The organism is Dongia sp. (assembly GCF_041909655.1).
Classification (GTDB): domain Bacteria; phylum Pseudomonadota; class Alphaproteobacteria; order Dongiales; family Dongiaceae; genus Dongia.
The window spans coordinates 67,160-83,626 of sequence record NZ_JAYRDA010000001.1 but is presented as its reverse complement, the minus strand read 5'-3'; the positions used below and the strand labels follow the sequence as shown (position 1 = coordinate 83,626).

Annotated in this window: 15 protein-coding genes and 1 other RNA gene; 1 reads left to right on the top strand and 15 read right to left on the bottom strand. The window is 64.5% G+C overall.

Annotation, left to right across the window (positions count from 1 at the left end):
* Window positions 1-8: 8 nt before the first annotated feature.
* The 6 genes from murF to ACE3PR_RS00375 are packed head-to-tail and all read right to left on the bottom strand — an operon-like array spanning window position 9 to window position 6,902.
* The gene (gene murF, locus ACE3PR_RS00400; protein ID WP_374366888.1) at window positions 9-1,442 is read right to left on the bottom strand and encodes a UDP-N-acetylmuramoyl-tripeptide--D-alanyl-D-alanine ligase; all 1,434 of its coding nucleotides are present in this window, start codon (window positions 1,440-1,442) and stop codon (window positions 9-11) included.
* Entirely contained in the window at window positions 1,439-2,908 is a 1,470-nt protein-coding gene (locus tag ACE3PR_RS00395) for a UDP-N-acetylmuramoyl-L-alanyl-D-glutamate--2,6-diaminopimelate ligase (protein WP_374366885.1), read from the bottom strand. The genes murF and ACE3PR_RS00395 overlap by 4 nt, the downstream gene beginning before the upstream one ends.
* Window positions 2,901-4,883, bottom strand: a complete 1,983-nt coding sequence (locus tag ACE3PR_RS00390) for a penicillin-binding transpeptidase domain-containing protein (protein ID WP_374366883.1) — start codon at window positions 4,881-4,883, stop codon at window positions 2,901-2,903. Before ACE3PR_RS00390 ends, ACE3PR_RS00395 begins: the two co-directional genes overlap by 8 nt.
* Window positions 4,880-5,464 (bottom strand): hypothetical protein, encoded by a 585-nt coding sequence (locus ACE3PR_RS00385; protein ID WP_374366881.1) that lies wholly within the window; start codon window positions 5,462-5,464, stop codon window positions 4,880-4,882. The genes ACE3PR_RS00390 and ACE3PR_RS00385 overlap by 4 nt, the downstream gene beginning before the upstream one ends.
* Window positions 5,461-6,435, bottom strand: a complete 975-nt coding sequence (gene rsmH / locus ACE3PR_RS00380; RefSeq protein ID WP_374366879.1) for a 16S rRNA (cytosine(1402)-N(4))-methyltransferase RsmH — start codon at window positions 6,433-6,435, stop codon at window positions 5,461-5,463. The genes ACE3PR_RS00385 and rsmH overlap by 4 nt, the downstream gene beginning before the upstream one ends.
* On the bottom strand, window positions 6,432-6,902 hold the full coding sequence (locus tag ACE3PR_RS00375) for a division/cell wall cluster transcriptional repressor MraZ (RefSeq protein WP_374366877.1): 471 nt from the start codon (window positions 6,900-6,902) through the stop codon (window positions 6,432-6,434). Before ACE3PR_RS00375 ends, rsmH begins: the two co-directional genes overlap by 4 nt.
* Before the next feature lie 508 nt (window positions 6,903-7,410).
* Between ACE3PR_RS00375 and ACE3PR_RS00370 the strand changes: the two genes are divergently transcribed.
* Window positions 7,411-8,298, top strand: a complete 888-nt coding sequence (locus tag ACE3PR_RS00370) for a tetratricopeptide repeat protein (RefSeq protein WP_374366875.1) — start codon at window positions 7,411-7,413, stop codon at window positions 8,296-8,298.
* Between the two features lie 7 nt (window positions 8,299-8,305).
* On the opposite strand, the gene ACE3PR_RS00365 is transcribed toward ACE3PR_RS00370, so the two are convergent.
* From ACE3PR_RS00365 to ACE3PR_RS00325, 9 genes are all read right to left on the bottom strand, one after another.
* Entirely contained in the window at window positions 8,306-8,623 is a 318-nt protein-coding gene (locus ACE3PR_RS00365) for an NIPSNAP family protein (RefSeq protein WP_374366873.1), read from the bottom strand.
* A 24-nt stretch (window positions 8,624-8,647) separates the two neighbouring features.
* Window positions 8,648-9,072, bottom strand: an RNA gene (gene rnpB, locus ACE3PR_RS00360) — RNase P RNA component class A.
* A gap of 35 nt (window positions 9,073-9,107) precedes the next feature.
* Window positions 9,108-10,076, bottom strand: a complete 969-nt coding sequence (locus tag ACE3PR_RS00355; protein ID WP_374366871.1) for a phosphoribosylaminoimidazolesuccinocarboxamide synthase — start codon at window positions 10,074-10,076, stop codon at window positions 9,108-9,110.
* A 34-nt stretch (window positions 10,077-10,110) separates the two neighbouring features.
* On the bottom strand, window positions 10,111-10,776 hold the full coding sequence (locus ACE3PR_RS00350; RefSeq protein WP_374368054.1) for an N-acetylmuramoyl-L-alanine amidase: 666 nt from the start codon (window positions 10,774-10,776) through the stop codon (window positions 10,111-10,113).
* 7 nt (window positions 10,777-10,783) lie between these two features.
* Window positions 10,784-11,668: a DMT family transporter gene (locus ACE3PR_RS00345; protein WP_374366869.1), complete on the bottom strand. Its 885-nt coding sequence runs from the start codon at window positions 11,666-11,668 to the stop codon at window positions 10,784-10,786.
* Complete coding sequence (locus tag ACE3PR_RS00340) at window positions 11,665-12,768, bottom strand: mandelate racemase/muconate lactonizing enzyme family protein (RefSeq protein ID WP_374366867.1); 1,104 nt, start codon at window positions 12,766-12,768, stop codon at window positions 11,665-11,667. Before ACE3PR_RS00340 ends, ACE3PR_RS00345 begins: the two co-directional genes overlap by 4 nt.
* 31 nt (window positions 12,769-12,799) lie before the next feature.
* Window positions 12,800-13,684 (bottom strand): DMT family transporter, encoded by an 885-nt coding sequence (locus tag ACE3PR_RS00335; RefSeq protein ID WP_374366865.1) that lies wholly within the window; start codon window positions 13,682-13,684, stop codon window positions 12,800-12,802.
* 129 nt (window positions 13,685-13,813) lie between these two features.
* Window positions 13,814-15,115 carry an ammonium transporter gene (locus tag ACE3PR_RS00330; protein ID WP_374368051.1) on the bottom strand — a complete coding sequence of 434 codons (1,302 nt, stop codon included), beginning with the start codon at window positions 15,113-15,115 and terminating at the stop codon, window positions 13,814-13,816.
* 326 nt (window positions 15,116-15,441) lie between these two features.
* Window positions 15,442-16,257, bottom strand: a complete 816-nt coding sequence (locus ACE3PR_RS00325; RefSeq protein ID WP_374366864.1) for an alpha/beta fold hydrolase — start codon at window positions 16,255-16,257, stop codon at window positions 15,442-15,444.
* Window positions 16,258-16,467 lie beyond the last annotated feature (210 nt).

Sequence of the window (16,467 nt, the reverse complement as noted above, 5' to 3'; positions counted from 1 at the left end):
CGATCCCGTCAGTGGCCGTTCGCAGCTTTGGGCTGCGCGGCGGCGTGAATGTCCATGGCGCGAATGGCCTCCACAATCGGCGCCATGCGTGTGCCCAATGATCCCTTGACCAGCACCACGTCGTTGGCGCGCAGGCCGGCCAGAACCGGCGCCACCATGGCAACCGATTCCGCCGTGTGCTGGGCCTGCAGGACGGCGGGCAGCAGCGCAAACAGCTCGCCCATCAGCGGGCCCACGCAATAGACGCGGTCGATCCCGGCCTTCACGATGTCATCGCGCAATGCCTTGTGCAGCGCCGGCCCCTCGGCGCCCAGCTCCCGCATGTCGCCGAGAATGGCAACACGCCGGCCGCCGGCTGCGGGCTTCAGTCCCGCCAGCACCGCGAAGGCAGCGCGCATGGCGGCGGGGCTCGCATTGTAGGATTCATCGATCAGCAGCAACGTGCCGCCCGCCAGGGCGATTTCTTCGCGCTGGCCGCGGCCCTTCAACGCCTTGGATTGACCCAGATCGCGCGCGGCCCGGACGACATCACCGCCGAGCGCTGCAACACCGGCGAGGACGGCAAGTGCATTGATCGCCTGATGTCGGCCGGCCAGACCCATCTCGAAGGCAAGTCTCTTGCCCTGAAAACTCGCTTCGACCGCATTGCCGTTTTCGGTCGTCACGCAATTGATCAGACGCGGATCGCTGGCCGCGTCGGCACCGAAGGCCATGATCTTCGCCAAACCCAATTCCTTGGCGCGGGCGGCCATGCGGGCGAAATGCGGGTTGTCGCGCGGCAGGATGGCGGTGCCGCCAGGCTCCAGGCCTTCCAGGATCTCGGCCTTCGCGTCGGCGATCTCGGCCACCGAGTTGAAGAATTCGATATGCACCGCCTCGACCGTGGTGATGATGGCGGCATGCGGGCGCACCATCCTGGCGAGCGGGCGGATTTCCTCGGCATGGTTCATGCCGAGCTCGAAAATGCCGATCTCGGCATCGCGCGGCATGCGCGCGAGCGAAAGCGGTGCACCCCAGTGATTGTTGAGATTGCCTTCCGAGGCAAAGGTCTGCGCCTGCGTGCCCAGCACCAGCTTCAGCATTTCCTTGGTGCTGGTCTTCCCCACACTGCCGGTCACCGCGATGAACTTCGCGTTCGACCGGTTGCGGGCGGCGGCGCCCAGATCCTGCAGCCCCTGCAGCGTATCCTGGACCAGCACGATCGGCGCGTTGGCAGCGATGCCGGCCGGCAAGCGATGGGCCAGGATACCGGCGGCACCCAGTTCCAGCGCCTTTGCGATGTAATCATGGCCGTCGAAATTCGGCCCCTGCAAGGCGATGAAGAGATCTCCCTTGCCAATCTTGCGGCTGTCGATCGAAACGCCATGCGCAACGAAATCGGCGCCGGCTTTACCCCGCGTCGCTTCGGCAATTTCGAGCGCGGTCCAGAGAGCCTGCGTCATGCCGCCCCCCGCGCCAGTTCCTCGGCATAGCTGCGCGCCACTTCGCTGTCGTCGAAATCGAGCTTCCGGTCGCCGATCAATTGATAGGTCTCGTGGCCCTTGCCGGCGATGACCAGCAGATCGCCGGCCTTCAGATCATGCATGGCGGAACGAATCGCCTGGGCGCGGTCGCCGATCTCGCTGGCGCCGGGCGCCGCCGCCAGGATCGCGGCGCGGATCGCCGCCGGATCTTCGCTCCGGGGATTGTCGTCGGTCACGATGACGCGGTCGGCCAGGCGCATGGCGAGTGCGCCCATTTCCGGGCGCTTGCCCTTGTCGCGGTCGCCGCCGCAGCCGAACACGACGACCAGCCGCCCCGTGGTATGCGGGCGCAGCGTGCTGAGAACCGCTTCCAATCCCGCCGGCTTGTGCGCGTAATCGACATAAACGGCGGCACCCGACGGCGTCGTCGCCACGCGCTCGATGCGGCCATGGACGCCGGTCAAGCGGTCGATCATGGCGACCGCCATCTCCGGCTTCTCGCCCTCGCCGATGACGAGGCCAAGGGCTGCCAGCAGATTTTCCGCCTGGAAGAGGCCAGCCACCGAGAAGGTCACGTCGAAACGCTTGCCGAAGACATCGAGCTGCAATTGCTGGCCGGTCGAAAGCGGTTGCTGCTTCACAAGACGCAGATCGCCGCGCGCCCGGCCGAAGGTGATGAGACGCTGCTTGCGTTCCCTGGTGATGGCGATGATGCGGTCGGCCTCGGCGATATCGGCATTGACGATGGCGGCCCCGCCCGCCGGCAGCAATTCGGCAAAGAGCCGCAGCTTGGCGGTGAGATAGGCTTCCATAGTACCGTGATAATCGAGGTGATCGCGGCTCAAATTGGTGAAGGCGGCGGCCGAGACCTGCACGCCGTCGAGGCGGAACTGGTCGAGGCCGTGGCTCGACGCCTCCATCGCCAGGTGATGGATGTCGTGATCGACCAGTTCGGCCAGCAATTGGTGGAGCTTCACCGGATCCGGCGTGGTGAGCGATTCGCCATATTCGAGGCCGGGGCCGATGAGGCCGATGGTTCCCAGGCTGGCGGCGCGATGACCCAGCAGCGACCAGAGCTGGCGGGCAAAGACGCTGGTCGAGGTCTTGCCGCTGGTACCGGTCACGGCGGCGATGATCTTGGGCTGGCGGCCATAGAAGCGCGCGGCAATCTTGGCCAGAGCAAGGCGCGGCTGATCGGCCTCGATCACGACGACATGGCCGGGAACATCCACCTTCTGCCCGGCGCCTACCAGGATCGCGGCGGCACCCGCGGCCACGGCCTGCGGCACGAAACTGAGGCCATCGGCCTTGGCACCCGGCAAGGCGGCAAAGAGATTGCCCGCAGCGACCGCGCGCGAATCGGCGGTGAGCCCGGAAACGACGATGCTGTCGATCCCGTTCCCGGCCCGCACGATGCGGACGCAATCACCGATGATCTCACTCATACGCAAGCGAGCTGTCCTCTTCCGCGGCATTGGAATTGTCGGCGCCAGATGCGGGGGTGGCGACGCTCGGTGCCGTTGAAACCGGGGTTGCGACAAAGGGTTTGGCCTGGAACACCGCTCCGCTCTCCGCCGTGGCCGGCTGCGCCGGCGCTGGCAGCGTTTGTTGCACCGGCGCCGCCGGTTCCGATTCCTTCTTCGCCACCGTTTTGGCAGCGGATTTCGACTTATTTGGGGCGTCGTATTCGCCACCCACCATGGCGACCAGCGGGTTCTGCGCTTCCGGCGCATCATCCGAAATCGGCGGGATGCCAAGAAGCGGCGCCATGCGCTGCACCAGGGCGCCAACCACGGGTGCTGCCACCCAGCCGGCCGTCGCATAGCCATAGCTATGCTCGTTCGGCTTCGGTTCGTCGATCATCACCACGACGGCGTAACGCGGCGCGCTCATCGGGAAGGCGCCGGCAAAGACCGCCATGCGCGAATTCTTGTTGTAGCCGCCGGCAGTGGTGATCTTTTCCGCCGTGCCGGTCTTGCCGCCGACCAGATAGCCGGGTGCATTGGCCTTCTTGCCGCTGCCGACCTGGACCACCAGGCGCATCAGTTGCCGGATCTGCGCCGAGGTCTGTTCCGAGACGACGCGGATGCCGGCCGCGATTTCATTGGGCGCGCGCTTGAGCAAGGTGGGGTAGCGCAGCACGCCGCCATCCGCCATCGCGCCCACGGCGGCGATGACCTGAATGGGCGTTACCGAAATGCCATGACCGTAGGCGATGGTCATGGTGTTGATGCGCTTCCAGTTCTTCGGGAATTGCGGCACGCCGACTTCTGCCAATTCGATCGGCGATTTCGCGAGCAGGCCGAAACGCTGCAGATAGGCTTTCTGCACTTCCGCGCCGAAGGCATCGGCAAGTTTCGCCGAACCGATATTCGAGGAATAGGCGATGATCTCCGGGATATTGAGCCAGCGATGCTTGCCCTTGTAATCGTTGATGGTGAACCCGCCGATGCGGATCGGGCTGGTGGCATCGAACCCGCCGGCCAGGGTGACGGTCCCGGTATCGAGGCCGATCGCCGTATTAAAGAGCTTGAAGGTCGAGCCCATCTCGAAGGTGCCCAGTGTCGCGCGGTTGAACCGTGCATCGTCACTGGCATTCCCCGCATGGATCGGATCGAAATCCGGCAGCGAGACTATCGCCAGCAATTCGCCGGTCGCGATGTCCATCACCATGCCGGCGCCGCCGATGGCGGTGAAATCGGCGATGGCCCGCGACAATTCCTCATGAAGGATGTGCTGGATACGGATGTCGACCGAGAGATTGAGCGGTCGCTGGCCGGAAGCCAGCACGTCGTCGAAGGAACGCTCGACCCCAGCAAGCCCCCGGGCATCCACATCCGAGAAGCCGACGACATGGGCGGTGAGGTTGCCCTGCGGATAGACGCGCTTGGTCTCGTACTGGAAATTAAGGCCGGGGAAGCCGAGGCGATTGACCGCCATCTGCTGCTTGGGCGTCATGGCGCGCTTCAGCCAGACGAAGGATTTTTCGCCGGTCAATTTCGACGCGGTGGCGTCGACCGGCAGTTCCGGCAGGATTGCATTGAGTGCCACGGCCACGGCCTGGGGATCGCGGATCTGCTGCGGATTGGCGTAAAGCGAGGCGGTGGTGAGCGAGGTCGCCAGCACGACACCGTTGCGGTCGAGAATGTCGGCGCGATTGGCCGCCGGCGCCGCGGCGATGCGCACCTCGTCGCTGTCGCCCGGCACCAGGGTGACGATGGCAAGGCGTGCCGCGATCACCAGGAAGGCCATGGTGAACAGACCGAAGCCCAGCATCAGCCGGTGATGGCTGGTCTCGAGCGCCCGGCGCTGCTGGCCGTCGGGTTCCGGCTGCAAGGCGATCGGGTTGATGACGGGCTGCGCGCGCTGCGCCTTGAAATCAGGTTGCGATGCCGTCTTTCCGCCGCGCCGGCCGATCATTCGACACCGCCCCCGCCCAAAGCGGGCGTCGTCGCCGGATCGCTCTGCTTGGCTTCCATATCGGCCAGAATGGCGCGGATGGTGGCATCCTCGTCGACCGGTTCGGCGACCGGTTCGGCGACCGGCTCGGCGACCGGCTGGGATTCGGCACCCGACGAGGTCTGGAAAACACTGCCGGCTTCGGCAGCCGGCGCTGCTACAGGCGGGACCGCGGCCGATTGCGTCACCGTGGCGGAAGCCGGGACGGGCGCCATCGGCTGCTGGCCTTCGACCATCAGCGGCGCATCGGGCGTCGGTGTTGCAGCCGGGCGCGCGCGCAGATCGCCGAAACCCGCGATCTGGTTGGCCATGGCGGGGGCGAGATCGGTATGCCGGCGGGTAAGATCGGCGAGGCGCACCGGATCGTTGAGATAGCTCCATTCGGCTTCCAGCACGCGCAGGATCTGCCGGTCGGCGGTGATCTGCTTGTTGACCGAACGCAATTCACGCTCTTTCGCCTGGACGGCGTATTTGACCTGGAACAGGCCGACGCCCAGCAAGGCGAGGACGACAAACCAGGCGATGGTGCCGATGCGGATCATGCCGCCACCCCGCCTAACTTCTCCGCCACGCGCAGCCGCGCCGAACGCGCGCGCGGATTGGCGGCCGTCTCGGCATCGCCGGGGCTGATGCCCTGCGGCGTCACCAGGCGCAAGGTGGGTTCCGTCATCGCCAGTTCGGGGAGATGGCGCGAGCCCTTCGGGTTGCGCCCGGCATGTTCGCGCATGAAATGTTTGACGCGGCGGTCTTCCAGCGAATGGAACGAGACAATCGCCATGCGCCCGCCCGGCGCCAGCAGCGCCTCGGCGGCTTCCAGACCGCGATCGATTTCGCCCATCTCGTCATTGACGGCGATACGCAGGGCCTGGAAGGTGCGCGTTGCCGGATCGATGCGGTCGGCATGACCCGCGGGGCCGATGGCGCGGCGCACGATCTCGGCCAATTGGCCGGTCGAGGTGATGGGCGCCAGAGCCCGCGCGGCGACGATCGATTTGGCGATGCGGCGCGCCTTCTTTTCCTCGCCGAAGGTGAAGATGAGATCGGCCAATGGCCGTTCGGCCATGTTGTTGACGAGATCGGCGGCACTTTCGCCGGCCTGTTCCATGCGCATGTCGAGCGGGCCGTCGAAGCGGAACGAGAAGCCCCGTTCGGCCTCGTCGAGCTGCATCGAGGAAACGCCGAGATCAAGTGTCACGCCCGCGACGGAAGTGATGCCGCGCTCATTCAAGAGCCGCAGCATGTCGCCGAAACGGCCCTGGATCACATGGAGACGCCCGGCATAGCGGCGCAGCAGATCGTCGGCGCCCGCGATCGCATGGGGGTCGCGGTCGATGGCGAAGACCGTGCAATTGGCGGCATCGAGAATGGCGCGGGTGTAGCCGCCGGCGCCGAACGTGCCATCGACATAGATGGCGCCGTCCTGCGGGCCGGCATTATCGGTGCCCAGCGCCGCGACCACTTCGGCCAGCAAGACCGGCTGATGGCGCGGCGCGTTCATGGAAACGCTGCTCATTGTCCGCCATCCGGCTTCGCGGGTGTGGCGCGCAGGGTCATGCCTTTCTCGAGCGCGCGGCGGCGCGCCTCCGCCTTGTGGGTGGCGAAACGAGCCGGCTCCCAGATTTCGAAGGTGCGGCCACGGCCGACGAATGCAACCTCGTCGCCGAGATGCGCATGCGTCACCAGCGAATCCGGCAGCATCACGCGGCCTTCGCCGTCGAAGGACAATTGCTTGGCGTCGGAGAACAGCGTCGCGCTGAGATCGTCATGTTCGTCGGAGAAGAGATCGACATTGCCCATCTGCGCGACCAGATCTTCCATCCAGTCGATCCCGGCGCATTGCACGGCGTCGTAACGGAAATGCGGCATGCCGACGATGCCGTTGAAGGGCAAGCCGATGAGCGCAGCACGGAACGTCGCCGGGACGGATACCCGCCCCTTCTTGTCGATCCGGTTGACGAATGTGTCGATGAACAAAGCCATCGGACGCAGGCACCCTTCGCGCGCGTGGCCGGCCCGCCACAAATTCCCATCCACCCCCAATTCGGACACCCCCAAATCGGATCGGGCCGCTGCCTGGGCGGTCCTGGGAAATCTCTTACGTTGAATGGGATACCATGGGATAACATGGGCCGTCAATGGGAAGAGGCTGTAACGCTATGGAAAACATTGGATTTTTCCGTTTTCGGTCATTTTTCGCCGGAACGGGAATCAATGTTAACAAAGGCTTGGCGAGTACCCCTCACAGGCGAAATTAACGATTGAGCTTAGGACCAGCTACTCTCTACTCTTTATGTTTGCATTATGTTCTCTTTCGTTCTGTAATGCCGACCACTCTGCGGGGTGATAAAGCCGTGGCCGAAGCCGCGCCGGGCGATGTGATGGGCTGAAGAGCAGCGAGGGGGTCGCGATGGATGATTGGCGCCGAAAATTGCAACAATTGAACGAAAGAGAGAGACACCGCTCGTTCTTTGCGCGACCTGCTGGATGGGTGCTTGGTGTCGGCATCCTTCTCCTCGCCCTCTCGCTGATCCTGCCGGAAAACCCCCTCGTCTCGCCGAAGGAAGGCGCCATGCCGCAATCAGATCCCGATACCACCCCTTTTGCCGCGACACCCGCGCCCGACGGCTTCGATCTCTACGATCGCGGCGATTATCTCGGGGCCACCGACCTGCTCCGCCCCCTGGCCGAGGGCGGGAATTTGCGCGCGCAATGCCAATTGGGCATCGCCCTCGCCAGAACCGCCGGCAACGACCGGGCGCGCCAGGTCGAAGCGGTCAAATGGATGGATCAATGCATGCGCGATCCCGAGCATCGCTATGACGCGGAGGACACCGCCTCGCGCGAGCTTACGGACAAACTCATCAAGGAAGTCGGCTGGGACGTCGTCGGCGAGGGGCGCTACCGCAGCTTTCAGTTCCAGCAGGCGCGGCTCAATCTCGAATCCGGCGCGCCCAACGGCGCCTCGGGCTTTCTCCTCAGCGAAATTCCCAGCATGGGCGGCAATGCGGCATTCCAGCTCGGCGCCGATCTTTATAACGGCAACAACATGCCGGTGGATTTCGAAAAGGGATTCCTCGCCTTTCAGCGCGCCGTCGAATTCGACATACCAGACGCCGCCTACAATCTTGGCCTCGCCTATTACGTCGGCAAGGGAATCAAAGCGGACCCCGTGCAGGCGCTCCACTGGCTGAAGATCGCGGCCGAGGGCGGCTTTGCCCGAGCAGCGACACTTGCTGGAATCATGCTGGCACGCGGTCACGGCGCGCCGCAGGACATCGATGCGGCGCTTGTCTATCTCCAGCGCGGGGCGGAACTCGGCGATGCCGATGCCGCCTTGATTGCCGAGGCGGTCGCCGACGGCAACATTCCGTTCTAGCGCGAAATCAGCCTGCGGCCTTGGGGAGGAGCGGTCGGAAGAAGGTGCGGTCGTAGCGGCGGAAGCATTGCGTCCGCTTGGCAAATTCCATCGCCTTCTTGACCTCGGGATCGGCCGCCGCATCCTTCCGGTAGCGTTCGTAATCGGCAAAGCTGGGGAAGCTGAAGATCGCAAGGGCTACGTCGCTGGCCCCTTCCGAGGGCAGGAAATAGCCGTGATGGATGCCGCCGAAACGCGGCACCAGATCCAGCCACATTTCGCTATAGGCTTCGAAATCGACGATCTTCTCCGGATCGATCTCGTAGCGGACGTGGCAGGTGATCATCTTGCTCCCCCTTGCGACAAAAAAAGCGCCAGACGGCCTGTAAGCCGGGTTCTGTCCAGGGCCGCAGCCGCGCACGATATGGCGGCGAACCGCCATCACTCACGCGCGTCCGGCCCCTGTATGGCCATTCATCTGGGACGTTCGTTACCGAACGCCTCACGCGACCTACCCGAGGATCAGCGCGGAAAACGCCTGCAGGACTTGCGCCCTGCGTGCCCTCCTATCTGGTCTTGCTCCCGGTGGGGTTTGCCGTGCCGCTTCCGTTGCCGGTCGCGCGGTGCGCTCTTACCGCACCCTTTCACCCTTACCTGCCTCGAAAGGCAGGCGGTCTGCTCTCTGTGGCACTGTCCCTAGGCTTGACGCCCGCCGGACGTTATCCGGCACCGTTTTTCCGTGGAGCCCGGACTTTCCTCCCTTGTCGAAACAAGAGCGGCCATCCGGCCATCTGGCTGGGGGCAGGAGGTAGGGCCTAGCGGGTGAGAAGTCAACCTTTGGAGAAATAGGGCGCGAGGTTGCGGCGGATGCGCGGCAAGGGCGGCTGCTCGCCCGGCACGAAACGCCGCCCGGTGATGGTCTCATAGGCGCGGATATAGACGCGCGCGGTATCGCGGATGAGATCGGCCGGAATCTCCGGAATCGGATCCTTGTAGGGATCGCAGCGCGCCGCCACCCAATTGCGCACGAAATCCTTGTCGAAGCTTTCCGGCTTCTCGCCCTTCTGGAATCGCTCGGCATAACTTGCGGCCAGCCAGTAGCGGCTGCTGTCCGGCGTGTGAATCTCGTCGGCGAGCACGATATGTCCGTCGTTGTCGAGGCCGAATTCATATTTGGTGTCGACCAGGATGAGGCCGTTCTTCGCCGCCATCTCCTGCCCGCGCGCAAAGAGCGCCAGGGCATAGCGCGAGAGCGTCTGCCATTGCTCCGGCGTCACCAGCTTCTTTGCCAGGATTTCGTCGGGCGTCAGCGGCGCGTCATGGTCGCCCTGATCCGCTTTCGAAGTCGGCGTGATGATCGGATGCGGCAGGATCTGGTTGTCGCGCATGCCGTCGGGCAAATCATGGCCATACATCTTGCGTTGGCCCTTCTTGTAGAGGGTCAGGATCGAGGTTCCCGTGGTGCCGGCCAGATAGCCGCGTACGACGATCTCGACCGGCAGGATCTTCAGATGCCGGCCGATGACGACATTGGGATCGGGGTAATCGAGCACATGATTGGGGCAGATATCCGCCGTCGCCTCGAACCAGTAGCGCGCGGTTTGCGTCAGCACCTGGCCCTTATGCGGTATGGCGGCGAGGATGAGATCGAAAGCCGAGAGGCGGTCGCTGGAGATGAGGATGCGCCGCCCATCCGGCAGATCGTAATTGTCGCGCACCTTGCCGCGATAATGATTGGGCAGTTCCGGAATGGTCGCATCGGCAAGCGCCAGAGCGGGATCGATCACGATATCGGTCATGGAAATTTTCTCTCGCATATCATTGGGGATGTCCTCATCCCACCTGGATCAATAGATCGTTGAGCAGTGCCGCCATCTGGTCATCCGGCACGTCGCTGAGCTTCGCCTGCCGGAAATGCCGGCAGAAGGCGCGGGATGCGGCGGCGGAATCGGCGACGTCATAGCCGTAGCGCGCGAGCTTCGCGAAAAATTCTTCGGCGGACCATTGCACCGGCCTCCGCTGCGGCCACAATCCGATCCCCACCTTCGCCAGGCCCTGCCAATCGAAAAGCTCGCCGGGATCTTCCTTGCGCACAGGTGCGACGTCGCTATGGCCGATGACATTGCGCGCCGGTATCGCCTGGCGAGCGAGGATGCCCAGCGCGAGATCCGTGACCGCCGCCATCTGTGCGGCCGGAAAGGCGCGATAGCCCCATTCATGGCCGGGATTGACGATCTCGATCCCGATCGAACGGGCGTTCACATTGCCGAGCCCACGCCAGGTTGAGACGCCCGCATGCCAGGCGCGCCGATCTTCCGGCACCAGGTGAAAGACGCAGCCGTCTTCCTCGACCACGTAATGGGCACTCACCTTGGCCGCCGGATCGCAGAGCCGGGCGATCGCTTCGGCGCCGGTCTTCATGCCGGTGTAATGCAACAGCAGGATCTCGGGCGCCTGCCCCTCGCGGCTGTCGTGATTGGGTGACGGCGCCTCGATCATCATGGCGTCAGATACCGGTCTTGGTCGAAGGCGCCACCACGGCCGGGCGGCGGATGACGACGATGGCGACACCCGCCACCGTGGCGATGCCGCCCAGCACCATCTGCCAGGTCACCACCTCGTCGAGGACGAGATGGCCGGAGATGACGCCGATCATCGGCAGCAGCAGCGTGAACGGCATGACCTGGTTGACCGGATAGCGGCGCATCATGTTGTACCAGATCCAATAACTGAAGATGGCGACGACGACCGATTGGAACAGGAGCGCGCCCCAGCCGGCAAGGCCCACATTGACGATATTGGGCCATTGATTGCCCTCGATCAGGAACGAGACCAGCAGCAATTGGGGGGCGGCCAGGATGGCGATATAGGCATTGAGCTGGACCGCGTCGAATTCCTCGCCCAGCGCCTTCACCTGCACATTGGCCGTCGCCCAGACCAGAGCGGCGCCGATCACCGAGAGCAGCGGCCACAGATTGCCACCGCCGAAGCGCGGCTCGCCGGCGATGAGCACGACGCCGGCAAAGGCCACCGTCATGCCGAGAATGCGCCGCCAGCCCAGCGTCTCCTTGAAGAAGAAGGCGGCCATGATCGCGGCGAAAGGCACCTGTAATTGCACCGCGATCGACGAGGTGGCGGCATCCAGATAGCGCATGCCGGTGAAGATCAGGCTGAAATGCATGACCCCCATGGTGAGCGAGAGCGGCAGTAATTGAAGGAGCTTGCGCTTCGGCAGACCGACGACGGGAAGCAGCAGCAGCGCTACCAGCGAAAACCGCAGCGCCACGAAGAACAGCGGCTCGAAATGGGCGAGACCGATCTTGGCGGCGACGAAATTCACCCCCCAGATGAACTGGCAGAGCAGCATCAGCGCCAGATGCTGCGGCTTCAACGGGCCAGCTCCAGAAAGGGCTTGCCGAGGCTGGCCAGGTCGATGGTGAGGCCAAGGCCCGGTTTGGTGGGTGCGCGCATCTCGCCGCCCGCGCAGGGGGCAAGGCCGCTCGCATGGCTGATCGTCACCCAATTGTGGAAATCGACCGTGTGCAGGCGCCGCGCCTGCGGTGTCGAGAGCGAAAGATGCGCCATGGCGGCGGTGTCGATCTCGGCGCCGCCGGTATCCTCCATTGTCACCATGAGATCGAGATCGACGGCAAGGTCGCGCAAGGCTCGCGCCCGGCCGATGCCCCCCACCCGCGCGATCTTGATGGTGACGCCGTCGATGCCGTCGCGTTTGGCGCGCAGCAAGGCGTCGAGGCTGTCGATGTCTTCATCGAGCACCAGCGGCTGCGCACAGACGCCGCGCAGAGCCGCATTATCTTCATATCTGCCGCAGGGTTGCTCCAGCGTGAAATCGAGATGCCGTACCGCGAGCAGGAATTGCCGCGCCTGATAGCTGTTCCAGCCGCCATTCCCGTCGGCAAAGAGCACGATGTCGCTGGGGATCGCCTGGCGCACGGCCTCGAGCCGCTCGACATCCTCGCGTGGGTCGAGCCCCACTTTCACCTGCAGGCGGCGATAACCTTCGGCCACGTAGTGACGCGCCTTTGCGACCATGAGGTCGGGCGCTGCCTGCGAAATCGACCGATAGAGCGTCACCGATTCCCCGAAGCGCCCGCCGAGAAATTCCGCGAGCGGCTGATCCGCCGCCTGCGCCGCGATGTCCCAGCAGGCCATGTCGAGCGCCGATTTGACGTAGGGATGCCCGTTGAAGCGGTGATCCATCAGTCTCTCGATCGCGCGCAGTTGGCGCGGATCCGCGCCGATGAGATGCGGCGCGAGTTCCGCGATGCCTGCCCGTGCGCCGGCGGCGAAGGCCGGTGCATAGAAGGCCCCCAGGGGCGCCATCTCGCCCCAGCCGGTCACGCCCGCATCGGTCTCGATCGCGACGATGGTGGAATCGAAACCCTCCGCCGAACGCCCACCGGAACAGGTATAGGTCCCGTCGCGAAAGGGCTGGAACTGCGCATAGGCGCGGATCGCAGTGATTTTCATGTCACGCCCCCGCCCATCATGCTCCCACCCATCACGCCCCGGGCCCCACCGGCTGCTCCACCGCCTGCGGACGGCGGAAGATGATGATGGCAAGCCCCGACATGGTGAGCGCTGCCCCCGCCACCATGCGCCAATCCCAATCCTCGCCAAGGAGGAGGACCGCGGTGGTGGCGCCGAAGATCGGTTCGAGGAGGGTAAAGGGCATGACGGTACTCACCGGATAGCGCCGCATCATGGCGTACCAGATGCCATAGCAGAGCGCGGTGACGATCAATACCTGATAGGCCATCGATCCCCAGCCGGCAAGGCCGGCCCCCGTCATCGCCTCCATTTGCCCGGTTTCGGTGGCAAAGGAGAGGAGCAGCATCATCGGCCCGGCGGCCAAGGCCACCCAGGCATTCAATTGCCAGCCATCGAGATCGGCCGAGGCCTTCTTGATGAGGAGGTTGGAGGCGACCCAGGAGAGCGAGGCCACGAACATGAAACCGGTCCCGAGCCAGCCGCCCGCGAAGCCCGGACGCCCGACCAGCACCGCGATGCCGATGAAGGCCAGGCCCATGCCGCACCAGCGCCGCCAGCCGATCCGGTCGCCGAACAGAAAGGCGGCGGCAAGGGCCGCCAGCGGCACCTGGATCTGGATAATGATTGAGGCGGTGGCGGCATCGACCAGCCGGATGCCGTGGAAGATGGTGCCGAAATGGATGACGCCCAGGACCAGCCCCAGGACGAGGAGCCGGCGCCAGTCGCGCCGCTTCGGGAAACCGATGAAGGGGATGATGAGGGCCGCCACCGCCAGCATGCGCAAGGCCGCGAAAAAGAGCGGCGGCCAATCGGCGAGGCCCCATTTGATCACCGCGAAATTCGCCCCCCACAGCACCTGGGAGAAGACGAGGACGAGGATGTGCTGCGGTGCCATGGAATTCCGGCGCAAGAACGGGGGCAAAGAAAAAGGGCGGGCCGGCTATCTCTAGCCGATCCGCCCCTTTCTCGCCAGTTCGGCACCCCCGCGCGGGGCACATAGGCCCCGTGCGGGATTGCCTTCTGTTTACTGCACCGCCTCGCCGTGGAGGGCGAGATCGACGCCGTCGCGCTCCGCATCCTCGGAGACGCGGCAGCCGATGATGAGGTCGACCACCTTGTAGATGATCGCCGTGCCGATGGCGACGAAGACGACCGTGACGACGACGCTCTCCAGCTGGATCCAGAGCTGGCCGGCATTGCCGTCGATGAGGCCGACCGGGGCCTCGCCGCCCTTGATCGCCATCGTGGCAAAGACACCGGTCAGCAGCGCGCCCAGTGCACCGCCGACACCGTGGATGCCGAACACGTCGAGGGCGTCGTCATAGCCCAGCGCGTTCTTCAGCGTGGTCGAGGCGAAGAAGCAGACCACACCGGCGGCAAGGCCGATGATGAGGGCACCGGTCGGATCGACGAAGCCGGCGGCCGGCGTGATGCCGACCAAACCGGCGACGATGCCGGAGACACCGCCCAGGACCGAGGGCTTCTTGTGGACCAGCCATTCCACGGCAACCCAGCCCACGCCGGCCGCGGCCGCCGCGATATGGGTCACCACCATGGCCATGGCGGCGTTGTAGCTGGCGGCCAGGGCCGAGCCGGCGTTGAAGCCGAACCAGCCGACCCAGAGGAGACCGGCGCCGATGACGCTGTAGACCAGGTTATGCGGGGTGAACGGCACCTTGCCGTGACCGCGGCGCTTGCCGATCATGAGGGCGACGACGAGGCCCGAGACACCCGACGAGATGTGGACGACGGTGCCGCCGGCGAAATCGAGAGTACCCCAGCCGAACATCATGCCGGTCGACGCCCAGACCATGTGGCAGAGCGGCGAATAGACCAGCAGCGACCACAGAATCACGAACACCACCATGGCCGAGAATTTCATGCGGTCGGCGAAGGCGCCGGTGATGAGGGCCGGGGTGATGATGGCGAAGGTCATCTGGAACAGCATGAAGATGCTTTCCGGAATGACGCCCGAGAGGCTGTCGACCGCAAGACCGCTGAGGAAGAAGCGGCTGGTATCGCCGAAATACTTGCCCTCGAACACGCTGCCGGCACCGAACGCGATCGAATAGCCGAACATGTACCAAACTACCGAGAGCACGCAGGCGCAGGCCACCGATTGCATGACGATGGTGAGGACGTTCACCTTGCGCACCAGGCCGCCATAGAAGAGAGCGAGGCCCGGCATCAGCATCAGAAGAACGAGCGCGGTCGAGACCATCATCCAGACGGTATCGGCCTTGTCCATGGTGGGCACGGCATCCTGGGCGAAGGCCGCCCCCGGCGCCATGACGGCCACCACCGCCAGCAGCGAAAGCAGGCCCATGGCCAGAGTCGAAAGCCCCGCCCGCCCGGCGCCGGCAAGACCCAGATAGGCCAGCAGGCTGCCAAGCCTGGTTTGTTGAATATCCCGGCCAGTTCCGGCCGTTCCCCCTGTCGTGCGCATGCGCCTCTCCTGATTAACTGCTTCAAATTGCTGCAAAGCAGCACCGGGAGAGCAAGCATTGTGCCAAAGATAGGACTTATTGATTCAGTTGGGGATTCGCTGGCAGCCCATCGAGATACTGCCTAAAGTTTGGGCAAATATCGCGTGACTGCCCAAGATTTGCACGAGCTCGAAAAAGGTCGCCGGCCGCACACAAAAACCGAGGATCAAGCGCCCACGATCTTCTCAATCAGCGCATTGATCTCGTCATGCTTATGCCCGTACCACGACCCGTGACCCATGCCGGCGAGCTTGTGCAGGGTGGCACCCGGGATGAGGTTGGCGACTTCCTCGCCGTCCTGAGGTGGGGCTTCGACGTCTTCTTCGAAGGCCAGCACATGGACCGGCACGCGCACGCTCTTCAACGCCTCGCGCTGATCGAAGCGCAAGCTCGCGTCCCATTGCGGCACCAGTGATTCTTCATTGGCATCGCTGTCCATCCATTCCAGCATGAGGGCCTTCAGTTTCGGCCAGAGCTCGCGGTCGCCAAGCGCGCGGGCCGGATAGAGCATGGCGGCGTAATGCGTCACCGCCATCATGCCGTCGAGGCGGCCGCCCTGTTTGCGGAATTCGATTTCGGCCTCCTGATAATCCCAGCCCCAGCCGGTGCTGTAGGCGCCGGTCCCCATCAAGACGGCGACGCGCACCAGTTCGGGGTGATCGATGCAGAGCTGCTGGATGATGGCCGAACCCAGGCTCGATCCCACCACCGCCACGGGCCTGCCGCCGCAGACTCCCTTGATGAGGTCGGCAAGGTCGGTCGCGAAATCCGCGATGCCCCAGGGCATGGGCCGGTCGCAAATGGTGGCACCGATACCGCGATTGTCGAAGACGGTGTTGCGGAAGGTGCCCGCGAAATGCGGCGTCTGGAAGCGGTGCCAATCCTTGCCCGCGGTGCCGCCGCCGCCGACCCAGACAATATCCGGCCCCGCCCCCACCTGCTCATAATAGATGCTGGCCTGGCTGCCCTGGACATGCGGCATGGATGGATCCTTCGGCTGACGGGGAAATGGCCGGAGGAAATTAGGACGGCGCCTGTATACAGGTCAAGACAAGTTGCCTCACTCTCAGTTGTCATGGCCCGCTTTAGGCGGGCCATCCACGAGTTTGTTAGCAGCCGAGTAAAGCAATTCGTGGATCCCCCGCCTTCGCGGGGGATGACAGTCTTACGTTGACGTATACTGCCTCTCCTC

Coding starts and splice junctions, on each gene's coding strand:
- murF (WP_374366888.1), bottom strand. CDS start 1,442: ATGACGCAGGCTCTCTGGACCGCGCTCGAAATTGCCGAAGCGACGCGG.
- ACE3PR_RS00395 (WP_374366885.1), bottom strand. CDS start 2,908: ATGAGTGAGATCATCGGTGATTGCGTCCGCATCGTGCGGGCCGGGAAC.
- ACE3PR_RS00390 (WP_374366883.1), bottom strand. CDS start 4,883: ATGATCGGCCGGCGCGGCGGAAAGACGGCATCGCAACCTGATTTCAAG.
- ACE3PR_RS00385 (WP_374366881.1), bottom strand. CDS start 5,464: ATGATCCGCATCGGCACCATCGCCTGGTTTGTCGTCCTCGCCTTGCTG.
- rsmH (WP_374366879.1), bottom strand. CDS start 6,435: ATGAGCAGCGTTTCCATGAACGCGCCGCGCCATCAGCCGGTCTTGCTG.
- ACE3PR_RS00375 (WP_374366877.1), bottom strand. CDS start 6,902: ATGGCTTTGTTCATCGACACATTCGTCAACCGGATCGACAAGAAGGGG.
- ACE3PR_RS00365 (WP_374366873.1), bottom strand. CDS start 8,623: ATGATCACCTGCCACGTCCGCTACGAGATCGATCCGGAGAAGATCGTC.
- ACE3PR_RS00355 (WP_374366871.1), bottom strand. CDS start 10,076: ATGACCGATATCGTGATCGATCCCGCTCTGGCGCTTGCCGATGCGACC.
- ACE3PR_RS00350 (WP_374368054.1), bottom strand. CDS start 10,776: ATGATCGAGGCGCCGTCACCCAATCACGACAGCCGCGAGGGGCAGGCG.
- ACE3PR_RS00340 (WP_374366867.1), bottom strand. CDS start 12,768: ATGAAAATCACTGCGATCCGCGCCTATGCGCAGTTCCAGCCCTTTCGC.
- ACE3PR_RS00335 (WP_374366865.1), bottom strand. CDS start 13,684: ATGGCACCGCAGCACATCCTCGTCCTCGTCTTCTCCCAGGTGCTGTGG.
- ACE3PR_RS00330 (WP_374368051.1), bottom strand. CDS start 15,115: ATGGGCCTGCTTTCGCTGCTGGCGGTGGTGGCCGTCATGGCGCCGGGG.
- ACE3PR_RS00325 (WP_374366864.1), bottom strand. CDS start 16,257: ATGCCGCATGTCCAGGGCAGCCAGGCCAGCATCTATTATGAGCAGGTG.